This is a genomic window from Amycolatopsis sp. NPDC047767 (assembly GCF_040704195.1).
Lineage (GTDB): Bacteria > Actinomycetota > Actinomycetes > Mycobacteriales > Pseudonocardiaceae > Amycolatopsis.
Map to the genome: position 1 here is coordinate 14,981 of NZ_JBEYSJ010000005.1, position 18,223 is coordinate 33,203.

General features: G+C 70.2%; 19 protein-coding genes. 10 read left to right on the top strand and 9 right to left on the bottom strand.

Features of this window, described 5'->3' with window-relative positions:
* Positions 1-62 precede the first annotated feature (62 nt).
* The gene (locus AB0878_RS11100; RefSeq protein WP_366578761.1) at positions 63-506 is read left to right on the top strand and encodes a MarR family transcriptional regulator; all 444 of its coding nucleotides are present in this window, start codon (positions 63-65) and stop codon (positions 504-506) included.
* A gap of 118 nt (positions 507-624) precedes the next feature.
* Here the strand turns inward: AB0878_RS11100 and AB0878_RS11105 are convergent, their stop codons facing one another.
* From AB0878_RS11105 to AB0878_RS11120, 4 genes are all read right to left on the bottom strand, one after another.
* Positions 625-3,252: a PKD domain-containing protein gene (locus tag AB0878_RS11105; RefSeq protein ID WP_366578763.1), complete on the bottom strand. Its 2,628-nt coding sequence runs from the start codon at positions 3,250-3,252 to the stop codon at positions 625-627.
* 117 nt (positions 3,253-3,369) lie between these two features.
* Positions 3,370-4,581, bottom strand: coding sequence for a monodechloroaminopyrrolnitrin synthase PrnB family protein (locus AB0878_RS11110; RefSeq protein ID WP_366578765.1), 1,212 nt, complete (start codon positions 4,579-4,581; stop codon positions 3,370-3,372).
* 22 nt (positions 4,582-4,603) lie between these two features.
* Positions 4,604-5,005, bottom strand: coding sequence for a DUF742 domain-containing protein (locus AB0878_RS11115; protein ID WP_366578767.1), 402 nt, complete (start codon positions 5,003-5,005; stop codon positions 4,604-4,606).
* Positions 5,006-5,168: 163 nt separating this feature from the next.
* Entirely contained in the window at positions 5,169-6,569 is a 1,401-nt protein-coding gene (locus AB0878_RS11120; RefSeq protein WP_366578769.1) for a sugar porter family MFS transporter, read from the bottom strand.
* 360 nt (positions 6,570-6,929) lie between these two features.
* On the opposite strand from AB0878_RS11120, the gene AB0878_RS11125 reads away from it, so the two are divergent.
* From AB0878_RS11125 to AB0878_RS11135, 3 genes are read left to right on the top strand one after another with little or no spacing between them, the layout of a single operon-like run.
* A complete protein-coding gene (locus AB0878_RS11125) occupies positions 6,930-7,229 on the top strand; it encodes a hypothetical protein (RefSeq protein WP_366578771.1) in 300 nt (99 codons plus the stop codon).
* Positions 7,226-8,794, top strand: coding sequence for an alpha/beta hydrolase (locus AB0878_RS11130; protein WP_366578773.1), 1,569 nt, complete (start codon positions 7,226-7,228; stop codon positions 8,792-8,794). Before AB0878_RS11125 ends, AB0878_RS11130 begins: the two co-directional genes overlap by 4 nt.
* Positions 8,791-9,417: a hypothetical protein gene (locus AB0878_RS11135; protein WP_366578775.1), complete on the top strand. Its 627-nt coding sequence runs from the start codon at positions 8,791-8,793 to the stop codon at positions 9,415-9,417. The genes AB0878_RS11130 and AB0878_RS11135 overlap by 4 nt, the downstream gene beginning before the upstream one ends.
* A 1-nt stretch (position 9,418) precedes the next feature.
* Here AB0878_RS11135 and AB0878_RS11140 read toward each other — a convergent pair whose 3' ends face one another.
* Positions 9,419-10,189, bottom strand: coding sequence for a glucose 1-dehydrogenase (locus tag AB0878_RS11140; protein ID WP_366578777.1), 771 nt, complete (start codon positions 10,187-10,189; stop codon positions 9,419-9,421).
* Between the two features lie 90 nt (positions 10,190-10,279).
* Between AB0878_RS11140 and AB0878_RS11145 the strand changes: the two genes are divergently transcribed.
* The 3 genes from AB0878_RS11145 (at position 10,280) to AB0878_RS11155 (ending at position 12,186) form a co-directional block, all read left to right on the top strand.
* A complete protein-coding gene (locus AB0878_RS11145) occupies positions 10,280-10,873 on the top strand; it encodes a TetR/AcrR family transcriptional regulator (protein ID WP_366578779.1) in 594 nt (197 codons plus the stop codon).
* A gap of 43 nt (positions 10,874-10,916) precedes the next feature.
* Positions 10,917-11,231 carry a metalloregulator ArsR/SmtB family transcription factor gene (locus tag AB0878_RS11150; protein WP_366578781.1) on the top strand — a complete coding sequence of 105 codons (315 nt, stop codon included), beginning with the start codon at positions 10,917-10,919 and terminating at the stop codon, positions 11,229-11,231.
* Positions 11,232-11,298: 67 nt separating this feature from the next.
* A complete protein-coding gene (locus AB0878_RS11155) occupies positions 11,299-12,186 on the top strand; it encodes a TIGR03620 family F420-dependent LLM class oxidoreductase (RefSeq protein ID WP_366578783.1) in 888 nt (295 codons plus the stop codon).
* Between the two features lie 96 nt (positions 12,187-12,282).
* Here AB0878_RS11155 and AB0878_RS11160 read toward each other — a convergent pair whose 3' ends face one another.
* Positions 12,283-12,843, bottom strand: coding sequence for a YceI family protein (locus tag AB0878_RS11160; RefSeq protein WP_366578785.1), 561 nt, complete (start codon positions 12,841-12,843; stop codon positions 12,283-12,285).
* A 109-nt stretch (positions 12,844-12,952) separates the two neighbouring features.
* On the opposite strand from AB0878_RS11160, the gene AB0878_RS11165 reads away from it, so the two are divergent.
* The 3 genes from AB0878_RS11165 (at position 12,953) to AB0878_RS11175 (ending at position 15,476) form a co-directional block, all read left to right on the top strand.
* A complete protein-coding gene (locus tag AB0878_RS11165; RefSeq protein ID WP_366578787.1) occupies positions 12,953-13,432 on the top strand; it encodes a MarR family transcriptional regulator in 480 nt (159 codons plus the stop codon).
* A gap of 28 nt (positions 13,433-13,460) precedes the next feature.
* Positions 13,461-14,453, top strand: coding sequence for a glutathione S-transferase C-terminal domain-containing protein (locus AB0878_RS11170; RefSeq protein ID WP_366578789.1), 993 nt, complete (start codon positions 13,461-13,463; stop codon positions 14,451-14,453).
* A 108-nt stretch (positions 14,454-14,561) separates the two neighbouring features.
* Positions 14,562-15,476 (top strand): DJ-1/PfpI family protein, encoded by a 915-nt coding sequence (locus AB0878_RS11175; protein ID WP_366578791.1) that lies wholly within the window; start codon positions 14,562-14,564, stop codon positions 15,474-15,476.
* Between the two features lie 40 nt (positions 15,477-15,516).
* On the opposite strand, the gene AB0878_RS11180 is transcribed toward AB0878_RS11175, so the two are convergent.
* The 3 genes from AB0878_RS11180 to AB0878_RS11190 form a co-directional block, all read right to left on the bottom strand.
* The gene (locus tag AB0878_RS11180; RefSeq protein WP_366578793.1) at positions 15,517-16,263 is read right to left on the bottom strand and encodes an SDR family oxidoreductase; all 747 of its coding nucleotides are present in this window, start codon (positions 16,261-16,263) and stop codon (positions 15,517-15,519) included.
* A 107-nt stretch (positions 16,264-16,370) separates the two neighbouring features.
* On the bottom strand, positions 16,371-17,255 hold the full coding sequence (locus AB0878_RS11185) for a LysR family transcriptional regulator (RefSeq protein ID WP_366578794.1): 885 nt from the start codon (positions 17,253-17,255) through the stop codon (positions 16,371-16,373).
* Between the two features lie 34 nt (positions 17,256-17,289).
* On the bottom strand, positions 17,290-17,739 hold the full coding sequence (locus tag AB0878_RS11190) for an alpha/beta hydrolase (RefSeq protein WP_366578796.1): 450 nt from the start codon (positions 17,737-17,739) through the stop codon (positions 17,290-17,292).
* Between the last annotated feature and the right edge of the window lie 484 nt (positions 17,740-18,223).

The following is an 18,223-nucleotide window of genomic DNA, read 5'->3' on the forward strand; positions in this document are numbered from 1 at the left end:
GACGAAGCTCCTCGATTCGTGTCAGTCTTCTGACACGGGGCAATCTATGTCAGAATGCTGACATGAGCCAAGAGGGCGTCGACCTGGACAAGTCACTGGGCTACCTGCTGAAGGAGGCGTCGAGCGCCCTGCGCGCAGCCATGGAGGAGGTGCTGCGGCCGCTCGGCATGACCGTGACGCACTACTCCTGCCTCGAACTGCTGGCCCAACGACCGGGCTTGTCGAACTCCGAGCTCGCGCGGGGCGCGTTCGTGACCCGGCAGTCGATGAACGTGCTGCTCCAGACCCTGGAACGGGAGGGGCAGGTGACCAGGCCCGCGGAGGCACCGGTCGGGAAGGTTCTTCCCACGCGGCTCACGCCGCGCGGCCGGCGGCTGCTGGAGAAGGCGACCGTGGCGGTCCGGTCCGTCGAGGTCAGAATGCTGACCGGCCTGACCGGGACCGAGCAGGAAGGCGCGTTCCGGATCCTGCGGAGCATGATCCATTCCCTGCACGAGGGCAGCTGAACCTCGAGCGGTCACGCAGAACGACGTGGTGCCGCGACGGAACCTCCGCCGCGGCACCATGCTGTCAGAAACCCATGCGCTGTCAGAAACCCATGCGTTGTCGGAAACCCGCGCGCAGTCAGAAGCCCATGCGGCAGCCCGACAGCACGATCTCCTGGCCGAGCAGCGTCACGACTCGCACGGCGTACTGCGCGAGCTGACCGTTCGGTCCGGTGACCGTCTCGTTGAGGTGCACCGTCGCCACCCCGGGGATGCCGATGGTGACCGGGCCGGTGCCGATCGGCTGGCCGTTCAGCGTGCCCACGCGGGAGGACCCGTGCAGGCCGGTCTCATCGGCGACGCAGGACGTCTGGATGTCCTTCAGCGAGATCACGCCACCGAGCAGCGAAGCGCCCGAGACGAGCGCGCCCGCGTCGGTGCGGCCGGTGGCCGCGTCGAGGGTGCAGTCGGCGTGGAGGGCCTGGACGGAGGCCAGCCCGAGCACGTTCAGCGAAGCCGTGGTGTGGTTGCTGTTCGGCGGGCAACCGGCGAGCGGCGTCTTGCTGACGTTGATCAGGCCGCTCGCGCTGAGCGACCACGCCTCGGCCCGCACGTACGACACGATCTTGACCACGGCGGTGGCCGCGTCGCCGTCGTCGTCGGTCACGGTGACCAGCACGTTGTGCGCGCCGACGCCGGTGAAGGCGTGCGAAGCGGTGCAGGTGCCCGAACCCGGCGTCTCGGCAACGGCGCCGGTGGCCACCGGCGTTCCGTCACCGAAGTCGACCGTGCAGGTGTGCGTGTCGTGCGTGCCGATGTCGGTGAACGGCGCGGTGACGCCGATGGCCGCGCCCCGCAGCACGAGCTGTCCGTCGGGCGGCGACGAGATGCTCACGTGCGGCGCGACGTTCGTCAGCGTCAGCGTGGTCGTCTTCAGCACGGCCGGGTGCAGGCTGTCGTCGGCCGAGAGCGTGAGCGTCCACACGCCGTCGTCGTCACAGGTCACCGTCGTCGACAACGCGGCGGGATCGGCGAAGGCACAGGAAGTCCCACTGTCCACACCGGACTGCGGAGTCGCGCTCCAGTGCGTGGCAAGCGAAGGACCGTCCGGATCGGACACCGAACCGGCCAGTGAAACCGCCGTGCCCTCTTGACCCGCGTACGGGCCACCGGCCACCACCACCGGCGGATCGTTCACGATGATCCGCACGATCGCCGTCGCCGCGCCACCGTCGTCGTCGGTCACGCGTACCAGCACGTTGTACGTGCCCGAAACCGTGTACGCATGCGAAGCCGTGCAGGTGCCCGAGCCCGGGGTCTCCGAGACCGAACCCGTCACGAGCGGCGAACCGTCGGCGTAGTCGACGGTGCAGGTGTGCGTGTCGTGCTTGCCGACGTCGGTGAACGGCGCGGTCACCGCCACCGCGGCCCCGTGGTTGAACACCGCGTCGGTGGCCGGCGCGGTGACGCTCACGTGCGGGGCCACGTTCGACACGGTCAGGTTCGCCGTGCGCGAGACGGGCGGGTTCACGCCGTCGTCGGCGGTCAGGGTGAGGGTCCACACGCCGTCGTCGTCACATGTCACGGTGGTGCTCAGCGCAGCCGCGTCGCCGATCGAGCACGTCGCGCCAGCGTCGACGCCCGAGCCCGGCGCGATGCTCCAGTGCCGTGTGCCGGCCGGACCGTCGGGGTCGGTGACCGTGCCGGCCAGCGAAATCGCCGCGCCTTCCTGACCCGCGTACGGGCCACCCGCCGAGACCACCGGCGGCGCGTTCACGATCACGTGCGTGCAGTCGGCCACGGTGCCCGGGCCGCCGCCGTCGGTGCCGTGCGCCGTCACGCACAGCTGGTGGCGCCCCGGCGCGAGGGGGCCGGTGGCCACGGAATACGTGACGGACGCCGGGCCTGTGCGCGGCAGCCCGGGGTTCACGTTCGTCACCGGCGTCGCGCCGCCGCCGTCGACCGACAGCGTCAGCGCGCTGAGCTGCGAGTCGATCACGCCCGGGAGCACGTTGGGCAGGTTGGCGGGGTCGGGTACGGCGGTGCAGGTGCCGCCGGTGAGGTCGGCGATGGCCTGCAGGCTCGCCGGGTACGAGGTCCCGGCGCAGCTCGCGCCGGCACCGACGGCGAACGTGTAGTACGTGACGCTCGCGGGCACCGAGCTCAGCGGCGGCCGCACGTCACCGGCCGCGATGCCGTCGGAGAGGAAGACCACGATCTTGCGGTTCTCGCTCTGCGCGTTGGTCACGGCTTTCGCGGCGTTGATCCCGGCGACGTAGTCCGTGCCGCTCGGGAAGTTCTTCGCGGTGAACTTGCCGACGCCGCCGATCACGGCCGAGTCGAGGACCTCGTTGATGTCGCGGGTGCCGTTGCCGTTGTCGTCGGCGGTCGGGGTGGTCAGCGGCTGGTCGCCGGCCGCGGGACGCACGTCGGCCGCGGCGCCGCCGGTGCCGAACACGGCCGCGCCGACGCTGCCGATCACGGTGTTGGGGGCCGCCGCGTCGTTGTTGAGCGCCTTGGCCGCCGCGATCTCGCAGCCCAGCACGGTGGTGTTCGCGCAGCCGGAGCCGGTGCTGCCGGACACGTCGAGCACGTAGGTGAGCCCGGTGTCCTTCACCGCCGCGCCGGTGCCCACCGACGCGGTGCCGGTGACGGTCGCGGGACCTTGGGGGATCACGGTGTCCTCGGCCGGCCCGGTCACGGTGACCGCGATGCTCGTCCCGCCCGGCAGGTTCCCGGTCACGGCCGCGGCCGGTATCGCACCCATGGCAAGAGCCGTCACGGCCAGCGTTGCGGCGCCGGCCCACATTCTCGGTCTCAAGGCTTCACTTCCCTTTCGTCGATCGGGATCAACGGTGGGAAAGTCGCCGCCGCACCTGCGGAGTTACTCGGCCGATGCGGTGAGTGACGCAGGGTGGCCGTCACCGGTTCCGCGCGAAACCAGTTCCCGGAGCCGGTCGAGGTCCTTTCGCGCCGACGGTTTTCCAGGCCGGTCGTGTGCCGAACGCAGATCCGCCAGGTGTGAAAGCCCGGAAACCACGACCTCCAACGGCGGGCCGCTCGCCGTGAGTTCGGAAAGCCGTTCCGGCGGCGCCGTTTTCGCGGGTTCGACGAGGAACGGCAGAACGAGCTTGTGGTGGTGGTAGGTGTACGCGGCGCCGTGGGCGCGGCACAGGGCGAGGAACAATTCCGCGTTGCGGCTCAGCTGCGGGCCGGGTGCACTCTCGGCTTCCCGCAGGAACCGCGTGAGCAGTGATTCCTCGTCGCCGATCGCCCGCAGTCGCACCTGGTCTTCGGGGGTCACGTACGGGTACTTCTCCACCACCACGTTCTGGTAGAAGGGATCCCGCGTAGTCGCCAGTCCCAGCAGGACGTCGAGCTCGTTGATCGCGGAGAAATCGCCGGCGTTCGCCCCGCGGTATTCGGCGTTGCCCACTCGGTACGTTTTGAAGTACGGCCGGACGTTGAAGAAGAACCGCTCCACGTCCAGCGTCTTCGACAGCGTCCGGTTGAACTGCAGCACGTCGTCCAAAGCCGCCCGAGCCGTTTCCAGTAAATACGCGGAAAGCGGACTCGACACCCCGATCGGAACAATCCGCCGAACGGCCTCGGCCGCGCGTTGGTACGCGAAAACGGCGAGCCCGTTGTTGGTCAGGAAAACAGCCTCGTCCTCGAGAGAAGTGAAGGTCTGGAACTGCCCGCCACTGGCCGGGTTGTACATCGCCTGGTGCGCGAAAACGAACCGCGGCGCCACACCCAGCGAGGACCCGAGCAACGATGCCAGCGACCAGGCGGACGACAGCTCCTCGGCACCCGGCGCAACCGATTCGTGCCTCCGGCAGGCAGCGAGGTGGTAGCCCACCATGCCGAGAAGCTGGTACTTCTCCCGCTCTACCACGGGTAGCGCGCCCTCGTCGAGGATGCGGCCGATCAGGTGGTGGCCTTCGGTGACGATGGCGCGCTTGAGCTCGTCCAGCTCGGGACGGCCGCCGAGCACCTCGCGCCGCTCGGCGAAGTACGCCTCTTCCAGCGCGGTGTTGTACTCGACGAACTCGTTCCTGATCCACCGGTCGAACCGGGCCACGGAAGTCGGCACCGCTCCGACGATATCCGCGCCGCTACAGCCGGTCGAGCCCGCCGAGCATGCGGTCGAGCACCTGCGTGCGGGACTCCGGGTCGTACGCGCCGACCGGCGGGTGGGCGTAGAGCAGCTCCTCGCCGACCAGTTCGTCGACGAGCTCGCGCGCGGTGCCGATCGAAAGGTTCAGATACGCCGACAGCTCGGCGACCGACACCGTGGACACGCACAGCTCGCACGCGCTGCCGTAGGGCTCCCGCAGCAGGCGGCTCAGCCGTCGGCCCAGCTCGGTGGTCGAGACCAGTGTCTCCAGCGCCAGCTCGTGGCTGACCGGCGCTGGCGTGCGGGTGCGCGCGTACGGCCGCACGAGCGGCAGGTCACCGGCACCCTCGGCGGGGTCGGACACGCGGTGGCGGCCCGGTGTCCCGTCCGGCTCGGTCATGCCGCCACCTCCTCGCGCTCTGGTGGCAGTACAGCACTGTGATCACCGCCGTGCCAACTCCGCGCGGCAAATTCTGTCCGAAGTGGACCTGACGCGGACCTGAAAACGACGGCGGCCGGGGCGCGGCGCGAACGCCCCGCCCCGGCCGGCCGGATGGGAATGATCAGGCCGCTTCGGCCTTGGCGCGCGCCTTGTGGCGCCCGCGCAGGTCGAGCTCGATCTGCTCGAGCGTGCGCCCCTTGGTCTCGGGGACCAGCCACTTGGTGAGGCCGAACAGCACGACGTTGATCCCGGCGAAGAGGAACATCGAACCGCCGAGCCCCAGCGCGCCCGGATCGGAGATGATCGGGAAGATCGCGCTGATGATGCCGGTCGCGGCCCACAGCACCACGCTGCTGATGCCCATGCCCGCCGCGCGGACCTTGAGCGGGAACACCTCGGCCATCATCACCCACACGACCGCGCCCCAGCCGAGCTCGTAGCCCACCAGGTAGAGCACCATCGCGACGAGCATCAGGATGCCCTTGGTGGTCACGTCGTCCACCTCGATCACGATGAACCCGGCCGCGACGAGCGTGATGACCATGAGCACGTTGCCGATCAGCAGCAGCGGCTTGCGGCCCCAGCGGTCGACGACGAACACCACCCACGCGGTGAACAGGAACTTCGTGACACCCAGCAGCACACCGGACAGCAGCGCCGCCTGCGTGGCGAAGCCGAGGCCGATCAGCATGGTCGGGAAGTACGCGTTGACCGCGTTCACGCCGCTGAACTGCTGGCCGACGGCGAGCAGCAGAGCCACGATCAGCATCGGGCGCACCATCGGCGCCCACAGGTCGCGGAAGCGCGTCTTGGCCGATTCCGTGTCGAGGCGGATGACCTCGCGGATGGTGCTGATCTCCTTGTCGACGTTCACCGAGTTGCCGTGCGAGCTCTTGAGCACCGAGCGCGCCTGCTCCTCGTGACCGTTGGCGACCAGCCACCGCGGCGTCTCGGGCAGGAAGATCAAGCCCACCAGCAGGATCACGGCCGGCACGACGGCACCGGCGAACATCAGCCGCCAGTTGCCGGACGGGCCGAGGCCGTAGCTCACGAGGAACGCGATCAGGATGCCGAGCACAATGAAGATCTGGTTGAGCGCGCCCATGGCACCGCGCTGGCGGGCCGGGGCCAGCTCGGACAGGTAGGTCGGCACCGTGGACGAGGAAAGCCCGATGCCGACACCGATCACGAGCCGCGAGACGATCAGCAGCGCGAAGCTCGGCGAGACGCTCGCCGCGATCGTGCCGATGATGACGATGACCGCGGCCACCATGATCGTGCGCCGCCGGCCCAGCTTCTCGTTCATCCGCGAGGAGAAGACGGCACCGATGATCGCGCCGACCGACAGGCTGGCGGTGATCACGCCCTTGTCCCACCCGGTCAGGTTCCAGGTCTTGCCGATGAACGGCAGCACACCCGAAATGACACCGAGGTCGTAACCGAACAGGATGCCGCCGAGGGCACCGAAGAAGTACAACGTGGTCCTGTTGATGGGCCGCCGCGCCGCGGCTGTCTGTGTCATAACCGAGCCGTCTCTTTCCGGTGCTGGCCGGCCGGTGCGGTTCGCCGGTGGGGACCAGCGCCGTCGGCCGAACATGGTGGGTCTCGAATAGCCGGTTTTTCCCTGGCAGGGCGCCGGACGCGTTCCGGCGAACTTCGCCGTACACCGTCACACGCAGCCCATCCGGGGGCAATACACCGGCTGATAACTATTCAGTCACGTGACTGGCATTCACATATGTGGACAAGGTAAGAGCGAAAGTGCGCAGGTCAGGCGCAGTGGTACAGACAATCCGGATTTCCGGGGTTGTCTCGGAACCGCGTGCATACGCCGTTCGTCGTACGGTGTCGTCTGGTCACCTGGGGAAGACGAGGTACGCGCATGGGTGCGGGGTTCGAAGTCGTTCCGGCGACGGTGAGCGAGGCGGCGGGGCACGCCCACCGCGCGGCCGCGGCGGTGCGTCCGGTGGATCTGGCCGGCGCGCTCGGCGGGATCGCGACCGGACTGCCGGGTGGCACGAGCGTGACCGCGGCGGCGCGGCTGAGCGAGGTCTGGCACGAGGCCGTGCCGCAGTGGGCGACCGACACCGAGGCCTACGGCGGGCAGCTCGACGACGCCGCGCGCGGCTACCGCGGCACCGAGCAGCAGGCCACGAACGACGTGAACGGGGCGGGCCGGTGATCACCTGGGGCGACGTGCGGAGCTGGAACGCCGGGGCGGTCGGCACGGTGGCCGACCTGCTGAACCAACGCTGCGAGCAGCTCCTGGCCGCCGACGGCGACGTCGAAGGCATGTCGCGCCTCGACGGCTGGACCGGAGACGCCGCAACGGCCGCGCAGGCCCGCGGCACCGCGTTGACCACTCGCCTCGAACAGCTCGTCGCCGAGGCTTCGGCCGTGCGGCGCGGCGCGCACGAGACGCAGCTGGCCGTGGAACGCATCTCCGCCGACGTCCGCGACACCGACGAGTTGGCCGCGCACAATGGGTTCGCCATCGACGACGGCGGCTGGGTCACGCCCGTGCCGGGCCCGGGCGCGGCGCCCGACGAGCGCATTCGCGTCGAGCTCTCCGACCGGATCGAGCAGATCCTGCGCCAGGCCACCGACGTCGACGCCGATTTCGCCGGCATCCTCACGCGCGCCGCGAACGGCGAGATCACCGACCAGGGCGCCACCACGCTCGCGCAGGCGGCCGACGCCGGCACCGCGCAAAGCGGCTTGTCGACGATCGGCCCGCCGCAGGGTGGCACGCCCGGTGACAACCGCGCGTGGTGGGACAGCCTGTCGACCACCGCGCAGGGCACGATCCTGCGCGACAACCCGGACCTCGTCCGCAACCTCGACGGCGTCCCCGTGAAGGACCGCGACGCCGCCAACCGGCTTGTCCTGCAACGAGAAATGACCCGGCTGCGCAACGATCCGAGTGACGACGCGAAGGCGAAGCTGCGCGGGCTCACCGACATCGACAACCGGCTCAAGGACACCGGTCCCGGCAAACCGCAGGCGTACCTGGTGCAGCTGGACACGAGCGGCGACGGCAAGGCCGTGGTCGCCGCGGGAAACCCCGACACGGCAACGGATGTCGCCACGTACGTGCCCGGCACCGGCAGTGAGCTCTCGAAGATCGGCGGTGACCTCGGGCGCTCGGACAAGATGTGGCAGTCGGCGACGATGGCGGGCTCACCCTCGCCGTCCGTGATCACCTGGGTCGGCTACGACGCGCCGGACGAGCTGTGGGACGCCGCCGGCGAAAGCTATGCCGATCACGGAAAAGCCGACCTCTCGAAGTTCGAGGAAGGCCTGCGCGCCTCGCACGACGGCGCGCCTTCGCACAACACCGTGCTCGGCCACAGCTACGGCACCACCGTGGTCGGCCACGCCGCGCGCGACGGTGGCCTCGACGCCGACGAGCTCGTGTTCGTCGCGAGCCCCGGCGTCGGCGTCGACCATGCGAACCAGCTGCACCTCGACGGCGTGCCGCAGGACCAGGTGGCGCAGCACGTGCACTCCACCGTCGCCGAGCACGACATGATCAAGATCACCAACGTCGGCGTCGCCGGCCACGACCCCCTCGGGCCAAGCCCGACCGGCTCGGACTTCGGCGGCCAGGTCTTCGACTCCGCGCCGGGCACCAAGGGCCCGTGGTACGAGGGCGGGCTTTCCGGGGCGGCGCACAGCCAGTACTGGGAGGACAACAACCCCTCGCTGCGCAGCTTCGGCCGCATCATCGCGGGGAAGCCGGGGTGAGCGCTCGCCGCGCGCTCGCCGCGCTGACCGTCCTGCTGACCTGTGTCGCCTGCTCCCCCGGAGGTGGGGCCATGGAAACCACGATGACCGAGAAACAAGCCCACGACCGGGTCGAGGACTACGTGCGCGCCGCGTTCGAGGCGCTGCCGCCCGCGGCGTCGCGCACCTTGTTCTCGCAGAACCGGTCCGAGTGCACCGACCCGACCGACGACGGCCCACCCGGGCGCTTCGAGATCTCGGTGACCTACGAGATCACCGGGGTGCAGGTGGCGGCGTTCGGCGAGCACTTCGACGCCGTGGTCACCTGGTGGCGGGCGCACGGCTTCACCGTCGTCATCGACCGGCGGCCGACGGACCAGTACGTGTTCGCGCGCAACGCTTCCGACAGCTTCGACATGTCGATCCAGGCCAATGAGCTCGGCAAGCTGTACCTCGGGGCGACCTCGCCGTGCGTGTGGCCGAACGGGGTACCGGAAGCTGCGGGGGAGCCCGCGGAAACCGCGGTGGCCGCGGCGCCGGAGCCCGAGCCGGCGCCGAAACCGCAGCCGCGTCCTCGTCGTGCGGCGGTGGACGACGAGGACTTCGGCCAGACGAACTGGTCGGACGGCGGAACGGCCTTCTGACTCAGGCCGACCGCACGGCCGAGTAGCCGCCGTCGACGCTGAGCGTGGTGCCGTGGATGTTCAGTGCGTCGTCGCTCGCCAGGAACAGCACGCCGCTCGCGATCTCCTCCGGCTGGCTCGCCCGCCGCGACGGGAGGGTCGCCAGCATCGGCCGCACGTGCTCCAGTGCTTCGGCCGAACCCGCGATGCGCTCGGTGAAGGTGGGCCCGGGCGCGACGGTGTTCACGCGCACGCCCGACGGCCCGTACTCGGCGGCCCACGATTTCGTCAGCGAGTGCACGGCGGCCTTGGTGGTGCTGTAGAGGGCGGAGCCGGCCATGCCGTCGAGGCCGTTGATGGAGCCGAGGTTCACGATCGCGCCGCTGCCGCGCGCGGCCATGCCCGGCGCGAGCAGGCCGGTGAGCAGCATCGGCGCCTTGATGTTCACGGCGAGCGCGGCGTCGATCAGCTCTTCGGCCACGTCGGCGGTGGGCGAGGGGAAGATCAGCAGGGCGGCGTTGTTGACGAGGATGTCGAGCGCGCCACCCGCTGCCTGTTCGGCGGCTTGGGCGAGCTCGCGCACGGCCGCGCCGGTGGTGAGGTCGGCACGCACGAACGTGGCGCGGCCGCCTGCCTCGGCGATCCCGGCGGTCACCTTCTCGCCGCGTTCGGCGTCGCGGCCGCTCACCAGCACGTGGGCGCCCTCGGCGGCGAACGCGCGCGCGATGGCGACGCCGATTCCGCCCGTCGAACCGGTGACGAGCGCGGTGCGGCCTTCGAAACGTGAGGTCACGGTGGAGCTTCCTTTCGTGGAATGGACTGGCGAGTTCAACCGTGCCCGCGCTAAATTGGACCGGCAAGTCCAGACCGCGAAGGGGTGGCCGTGACCCAGACGCTCACCAGCAAGGGCGCCGCGACGCGGCAGCGCATCGTCGAGGGTGCCGCTGCCGAGATCCGCGAGCGCGGGGTGTTCGACACCACGCTCGACGACGTCCGCGCGCGCACCGGCACGAGCAAAAGCCAGCTGTTCCACTACTTTCCCGACGGCAAGGAGCAGCTGCTGCTGGCCGTCGCGGAGTTCGAGGCCGAGCAGGTGCTGGGTTCGCAGCAGCCCTACCTCGGCGCGCTGCACACGTGGGACGCGTGGCAGTCGTGGCGCGACACCGTGGTGGCGCACTACACCGAGCAGGGCCGGCACTGCCCGATCAACGTCGTGATGTCGCAGCTCGGCCGCAACACCCCGGGCGCACAGGCGGTGTCGACGCAGCTCATGGAGCGCTGGCTCGCCGAGCTCGCGGCCGGCATCCGGCACCTGCAGGCGACCGGCGAGGTCGGACCGTCGGTCGATCCCGCGCGAGCGGCGTCGGCTTTGCTGGCCGGGCTTCAGGGCGGGGTGATGATGCTGCTGTCCACGGGGTCGTCCGCGCACCTGGAGAACGCGCTGGACGTGGCGATCGAGAACCTGCGGCGCAGCTAGTTCGGATCGGGATACCGCGAAATGTGCGCGGTATCCTGCAGCTGTGGAAACAGTCGCGGATCCCGAGGTCGTGCGGGCGTTGCGCGCACTGGCCAACCCCGTGCGGCTGCAGCTGCTCACGTGGCTGCGGGACCCCGCGCAGCACTTCCCGCTCGACGGCGGGGTGCTCGACGTCGGCGTGTGCGTGAGCCACATCCAGGCGAAGGCGGGTCTGGCGCAGTCGACGGTGTCGGCCTACCTCGCGGAGCTGGAGCGCGCGGGCCTGGTGCGGTCCACGCGAGTGGGGAAGTGGACCCATTACCGGCGCGACGAGGAGCGGATCGCCTCGCTGGTTTCGGTGCTGGGTCAGACGTTGTAGGTCCAGGTGTTCTCAGCCCCGGCTCCTTGGTTGCGCGTCATATCGTAATTCTGCGATACTTCGATACGTGACGCGAGCAGATGCTGTGGACGGGCTGGGCAAGTTCGGGATCTGGACGTTCGACTTCGAACACCAGCCCGCCGCTTTGATCCGGGATTCGGTGCAGGAACTGGAAGAACACGGCTGGCGCGCGATCTGGGTGCCGGAACTGCTGGGCCGCGAAGCCTTGACGCACGCGGGTTTCCTGCTTGCCGCGACCCAGCGCATGCGCGTCGTCAACGGCATCGCGCAGATCTGGTCCCGCCAAGCGCGGTGGACCCAAGGCGCCGCCCACCTGCTCGCTGACGCCTACCCCGGCCGTCACGTCCTCGGTCTCGGCTACGGCGGCGCCTCCCGGCCGGACGTCAAACCGCTGGCCGCCATGGCCGCGTACCTGGACGAGATGGACGCCGTGCAGACTCCGAACCCCGCGCCGGCTTCACCGGTCCGCCGCATCCTGGCCGCGTACGGACCGAAGATGCTGGAGCTGGCCCGCGACCGCGCTTCGGGCGCCCACGCGTACCACGTCACCGTCGACCACACGGCGCAAGCCCGCGAGATCCTCGGCCCGGACACCTTCCTGGGCGTCGAGCACGCCGTCCTCTTCGAGCGCGATCCTTCGGTGGCCCGCGCCGTCGCGCGCGAGCACCTGGCGCGCTACCTGACGTCGAAGTACAACGTCGCCAAGTTCCGCCGCCTCGGCTACTCCGAAGCCGACACGTCCCACGGTGGCTCCGACCGCCTCGTCGACGCCCTCGTCTTCTGGGGCGACGTGGACACCGTCGTGGAGAAACTCCGCGGCCACCTGGCAGCGGGCGCGGACCACGTCGGGATCCAGGTCATCGGCACTTCACCGGGAGCCTCGGCCATGCCGCACTGGCGTCGCCTGGGCGAAGCCCTCCTGCCCGAAAGCTGAACCGCGGAGCGCGGGGACCCTGCAAACGCGAACGGGCCGGCCCACTGAAGTGAGCCGGCCCTGCGCGACCCGGGTACCCGGGGTCTGGGACGAGGTTCAGGCGTTCTTGATCGCCGAGACCTCGAACTCGAGGGTGACCTTGTCGGACACCAGCACGCCGCCGGTCTCGAGCGCGGCGTTCCAGGTGATGCCGTAGTCCTTGCGGGAGATCGTGGTGGAGCCCTCGAAGCCGACGCGGTCGTTGCCGAACGGGTCCTTCGCCGAGCCCTCGAACTCGAAGGGGATGGTGATGGACTTGGCAACGCCCTTGATGGTCAGGTCGCCGGTCACGTCGAAGCTGGTGTCGCCGGTCTGGGTGATCCCGGTGGACACGAAGGTGATCTGCGGGTACTCGTCCATCGAGAGGAAGTCGTTGCTGCGGATGTGACCGTCGCGGTCGGCGTTGCGGGTGTCGATGCTGTGCGCCTGGATGGTGACCTTGGCGGTCGAGTTCGCCGGGTTCTCACCGTCGACGGTGAAGGTGCCGTCGAACTCGTTGAACGCACCGCGGACCTTCGTCACCATCGCGTGGCGGGCGACGAAGCCGATGCGGCTGTGGGCGGCGTCGATCGTGTACTCGCCGGTCAGCTGGGGGTAAGTGGTGGTCGCGCTGGTCATGGGATCTCTTCCTTCGGGTTCGCTCCCCCAACCACTTGGTTGAGGGCTCAACAAGACTCTAGCCCACATAACCTGATTGCGCGAGCAAGTATTCCGGTAGACTGCCCATATGGTGGACAGAGTGCCGTTGAGCAGGGAAGAAGAGGCCGTGTGGCGGCCGCTGACGCGGATCATCACCGTGTTGCCGCGGGTGCTGGAAGATCATTTCGTGAACGAGACCGGCATCTCGATGACCGACTACACCGTGCTCGTGTCCCTGTCCGAGGCCGAGGAGGGGTGGCTGCGGCTGTCCGACCTGGCCAAGGCCACGGCGCTCTCGCTCAGCCGCATCAGCCGCGTCGTCGACAGCCTGGTCAAGCGCGGCCTCGTGGAGAAGGCCAAGTGCGAGAGCGACGGCCGCGCGGCCAACGCGTCGCTCACCGAATCGGGTCGCGCCAAGCTCGCGGGCGCCTACCCGGGGCACCTGGCGCGCGTACGGTCGCACTTGTTCGACCACCTGACCCCCGAAGAGATCCGCGGCGCGGGCCCGATCCTCGCCCGGGTGGCCGCGGCGCTGGAGCCGGACGGCCCCCAGCCGTGCCCCGAGTGACCTGCAACCCTTCGACGAAAGTGGTGCCATGACTGCCGACAAGGGCGAGTTCAAGCGCGACCAGAACTACCTCGCCGACCGCATCACCGCCGACGGCCGCGACGGCTGGCCCGTGGAGCCCGGACGCTACCGCCTCGTGATCGCCCGCGCGTGCCCGTGGGCCAACCGCGCGTCGATCGTGCGCCGGCTGCTGGGCCTCGAGGACGTGCTGTCCATGGGCATCTGCGGGCCGACGCACGACCAGCGCAGCTGGACGTTCGACCTCGACCCGGGCGGGCGCGACCCGGTGCTGGGCATCGAGCGCCTGCAGGAGGCCTTCTTCAAGCGCGACCCGCAGTACCCGCGCGGCATCACCGTGCCGGCGATCGTCGACGTGCCCACCGGCCAGGTCGTGACCAACGACTTCAAGCAGATGACGCTCGACCTGTCGCTGGAGTGGCGCGCGTACCACCGCGAAGGCGCGCCCGACCTGTACCCGGAACCCCTGCGTGACGAGATCGACGACGTCGCCGACAAGGTGTTCCGCGACGTGAACAACGGCGTCTACAAGGCCGGTTTCGCCGGTTCGCAGGAGGCGTACGAGAAGGCGTACGACGCGCTGTTCGCCCGTCTCGACTGGCTCTCCGAGCGCCTCGCGAACCAGCGCTACCTCATCGGCGACACCATCACGGAGGCCGACGTGCGGCTGTTCACCACGCTCGTCCGCTTCGACGCGGTGTACCACGGCCACTTCAAGTGCAACCGCGAGAAGCTCACCGAGATGCCGGTGCTGTGGGCCTACACGCGTGACCTGTTCCAGACCCCCGGATTCGGCGACACGATCGACTTCGACCAGGTCAAGGAGCACTACTACGTGGTGCACCGCTCCATCAACCCGACCGGCATCATCCCCGCCGGGCCCGACCTGTCGGGCTGGCTGACGCCGCACGGCCGCGAGGAGCTGGGCGGCCGTCCGTTCGGCGACGGCACCCCGCCCGGTCCGCCGATCGAAGGCGAGCAGGTGCCTCCGCTGGCGGCGTGACGCGTTTCGCCACAGCTGGGCCCACGAGGGCAGGACCCTTACCCGAGGTCTCCCGGACCCGCGCCGACGCCGCCGGTCCGGGAGACGCTCGCGGGTAGCGTCGCGCTCATGACGAGGGTGGTGTTCCTGCTCGCACCTCAGGCGTACCTGCTGGACATCGCGGGCGCGGCCGACGTGTTCCTCGCCGCGCGCTCGCTGGGCCTGCCCTACGAGCCGGCCTACTTCGCCGAAGAACCCGACGTGCCCACCGCCGAGGGCCTGCCGGTGCGCGCCTCGACCCGCGTCCCCGTGCTCGGCCGTGACGACATCCTCGTGGTCCCCGGCGGCGCCGGGTTCACGCCGGGCGTCGCCCCGGCCATGCCACGCGGGCTCGACCTGCTGCGTGTCCACCACTCCGCGGGCGGCCTCGTCGCGAGCGTCTGCGCGGGCACCGTCGCGCTCGCCGAGGCGGGCCTGCTCGACGGCCGGCGCTGCACCACCCACCACGACCTCCAGGACGACCTCGCCCTGCGCTACCCGGCCACCACCGTCGTCCGCGACGTGCTCTACGTCGTCGACGGCCGCGTCGCCTCCTCCGCCGGCATGGCCAGCGGCATCGACCTGGCGCTGCACCTCGTCGCCAGCGCCCACGGTCCGGGCGTCGCGGGCCGCATCGCGCGTTCGCTCGTCTTCTACGCGCGCCGCAACGGCCAGCAGCCCGTCACCGGCCTGCTCCGCCACCGCAACCACCTGTCCGACCTGGTGCACCGCGTGCAGGACCTGATCGAGACGCGCTACGCGGAACCGCTGCGGCTTTCGTCGCTGGCGCGGGAGCTGGGCTGCAGCGAGCGGACGGTCACGCGCCACTTCGTCGACGCCGTCGGCATGACTCCGTTGCGCTATCAGCAAACGCTGCGGCTGGAGCACGCCGAGCACCTGCTGGCCGACGGGTCGACGCTCGAGGCGGCGGCCCGCAGCGCGGGTTTCGCGGACTCACGATCATTGCGGTCGCTGCGGAAGTCGCAGGAACTGCAGCACCAGTAGCCCGGCGTGAACCCGCGCCGGCTCAGCCACTCGAAATCCCTTACACCGCAACCCGTCCGCCGTCCACCGGCAGCACCGCGCCGTGGATGAAGCTCGCGCCACCCGTCACCAGGAAGACGATCGCCGCCGCGATCTCCTCCGGGCCGGCCGGGCGCCCGGCCGGCGCGAGGGACGCCAGCTGGTCCAGGCTCTCACCCATCGCGGCCGTGCCGTCGGTGCGCGTCGGCCCGGGGCTCACCGCGTTCACCCGCACGCCGCGCGGCCCGAACTCCGCGGACCACGATTTGGTGAGCAGTTCGAGCGCGGCCTTGCTGGATCCGTAGAGACCCATCCCTGCCGCACCGAACTCGGCGACCATGGTGGACACGTTCACGATGGATCCCGCGCCCCGCTCGGCCATCGCCGGCGCCAGCGCCGCGACGAGGAAGTACGGCGCCTTCACGTTCAACGCGTATACCGAGTCGAAGTCCGGCTCGGTGGTGTCCTCGGTGGGGCCGAAGGGAAAGATGCCGGCGCTGTTCACCAGCACGTCGACCTGACCGGTCACCGCCAGCGCCCGGACCGCGAGGTCCCGCGCCGACGCGGCGTCGGCGAGGTCGGAGCCCAGGAACGCGGCCTGCCCACCGGCGGCGACGATCTCCTTCACCACCTGCTCGCCCCGGCCGGCGTCGCGACCGCTCACCAGCACGTGCGCACCGAGCTTGCCCAGCGCGACCGCCGTGGCGCGCCCGATGCCGCTCGTGGCGCCGGTGACCAGAGCGGTGGTTCCCGACAGTTCTGCCGTCATTTCGTTCACTTCTCCCGAGTCCGCCGCGCTTTCGTGCGCGGTCGCCTCGTTCAAGCGAAACGGCCCGGTGAGCCTTCCGACCCGGCGATACGGCTCGCTTATGGCGCCTATAAGACGTCCAAGGCCGCCACGAGATGTCCGAGGTCGCGGCGGTGCGAGGAGGCCGGCCACACCGCCCACGTGCGGCGCACGAGCGGGGATCCGAGCAGCGGGCACCACGCCAGGTGCTCGGGGATGGGCTGCGTCCAGTTCGGCGGCGCGAGCGTGAACGCGCCGCCCGCGCTCACGGCGGCGAACTTGAGCTCGGAGATCAGCGAGTGCCCGGCCGTCGGGTCGGGGCCGATTTCGAGACCGTGCGAACGGAAGATCGCGGTGACCTCGTCGTACCACGCCGGGCTGCCCTCGCGCGGAAACCCGATCCACTCCAGCCCGGCCAGTGCGTCGAGGCGCACACCGTCGGGGCCGGCGAGCTGGTCGGCTTGCGCTTTCGACAGCATGACGCCGAGGTTCTCCGCCAGCACCGGCATCGCGTCGAGTTCGGGGCCGACGGGGTGTTCACGGACCAGGCCGAGCTCGAGCTCGCCCTTGCGCAGCAACGCGAACTGTCCGGTCGTCGAGGCGTGCACCACCTGCACCCGGGTGTCCGGGAACGCGCCGGCCAGGTCGGCGAGGGCGCGGGCCATGAGATCCGGCGGCAGTTCCAGCGGCATCCCCACTCGCAGCGGGCTGCCCGACGCGTGCCGCGTCACCGTCGCCACGGCTTGATCGTGCCGCGCGAGCACGGCGCGTGCCTCGCCGGCCAAGGTCATCCCGGCTTCGGTGGGCTGCACGCCCGCGTTGCTGCGGACCAGCAGCTGCACCCCCAGCTGCCGCTCCAGCGCCTGCACCGTCTGCGACACCGCCGGCTGGCTCACGTGCAGCCGCCGCGCCGCCGCCGACAGCCCACCTTCGTCCACCACGGCGACGAAGGCCCGCATCTCCCGGATCTCCATGCCGTCCATCGCACCACGAACCCCGGGACGCGGCTCAGCCCGCGTCGAGCACGATGCGCAGGAGCTCGTCGGGGGCGTCGCGCATGAGGTCGTGCTTGCCGTCGAGGGCATGAACGTTCCACAGTGGATCGTCGATGAGCCGCTCGTACGTCGGCTGGAACGGCGAGCCGCCGTCCCACTCCTTCGCGTACCCGGTCTCGGCGACGCTCAGGTACCACTCGCGCTGCCGGTCGTCGGTGAGCTGCCAGCAGGATTCACCGTCGCGCGGCACGAACGCGTCCACGTACACCAGCGCGTCGACCAGGTCCGGCACGCGATCGGCGGCGCCGGTGATCACCATGCCGCCGTAGCTGTGGCCCACGAGCACGGCGTTCTCCACCCGCTCGGCCTCCAGCGCGCCGACGAGGTCGCGCAGCTGCCCGGTGAGCCGGTCGAAGCACCAGCCGCCGTGGCAGGCGCCGGGCACGAGCACGTAGGTCGTCACGGCGACCACGCTAAAGGCGGTCCCCGGAGAAGTCCACGGCGTTGAGCTCCGTCGAAAAGCGCTGGTCGGAGGCCAGGTCAGCGCCGCGTCAGCACCTCGACGACGTGTTCAGCCGCAAGATCGTTCGCTGACAGGTTCGGTGCAGGGCCTGGGTCCTCAGCCCAGGACGGACTCCATGACGGCCTTCAGTTCGGTTTCGCCGAAGGCTTCCGCGGCCTCGATGTCGACGATCTCCAGCAACCGCACCAGGTCCGGCAGCGACCAGTCGGGCCCGCCGCGCAGCGTCTCGGCTGTCTTCAGCAACCGCGCGGCGTCCTCGGTCCGCCCGATCCGCGTGGCGTGATCGGCGATGCTCACCATGGCCTGCGCCAGGTACATCGCGTCGCCCGAGGTCATCCGCACGGCGTCGCGTCGTCGTTGCGCGGCCGTGGCCAGGTCACCGGCCTCGGCGTCGAGATAAGCCCGCGACAGCAGCACCGTCGCC

Excerpts from the sequence above, each read along its gene's own strand:
- AB0878_RS11175 (WP_366578791.1), top strand. The coding sequence starts at position 14,562 with ATGACGAGGGTGGTGTTCCTGCTCGCACCTCAGGCGTACCTGCTGGAC.
- AB0878_RS11100 (WP_366578761.1), top strand. The coding sequence starts at position 63 with ATGAGCCAAGAGGGCGTCGACCTGGACAAGTCACTGGGCTACCTGCTG.
- AB0878_RS11165 (WP_366578787.1), top strand. The coding sequence starts at position 12,953 with ATGGTGGACAGAGTGCCGTTGAGCAGGGAAGAAGAGGCCGTGTGGCGG.
- AB0878_RS11185 (WP_366578794.1), bottom strand. The coding sequence starts at position 17,255 with ATGGAGATCCGGGAGATGCGGGCCTTCGTCGCCGTGGTGGACGAAGGT.
- AB0878_RS11105 (WP_366578763.1), bottom strand. The coding sequence starts at position 3,252 with ATGGGTGCGATACCGGCCGCGGCCGTGACCGGGAACCTGCCGGGCGGG.
- AB0878_RS11115 (WP_366578767.1), bottom strand. The coding sequence starts at position 5,005 with ATGACCGAGCCGGACGGGACACCGGGCCGCCACCGCGTGTCCGACCCC.
- AB0878_RS11125 (WP_366578771.1), top strand. The coding sequence starts at position 6,930 with ATGGGTGCGGGGTTCGAAGTCGTTCCGGCGACGGTGAGCGAGGCGGCG.
- AB0878_RS11120 (WP_366578769.1), bottom strand. The coding sequence starts at position 6,569 with ATGACACAGACAGCCGCGGCGCGGCGGCCCATCAACAGGACCACGTTG.
- AB0878_RS11160 (WP_366578785.1), bottom strand. The coding sequence starts at position 12,843 with ATGACCAGCGCGACCACCACTTACCCCCAGCTGACCGGCGAGTACACG.
- AB0878_RS11180 (WP_366578793.1), bottom strand. The coding sequence starts at position 16,263 with ATGACGGCAGAACTGTCGGGAACCACCGCTCTGGTCACCGGCGCCACG.
- AB0878_RS11170 (WP_366578789.1), top strand. The coding sequence starts at position 13,461 with ATGACTGCCGACAAGGGCGAGTTCAAGCGCGACCAGAACTACCTCGCC.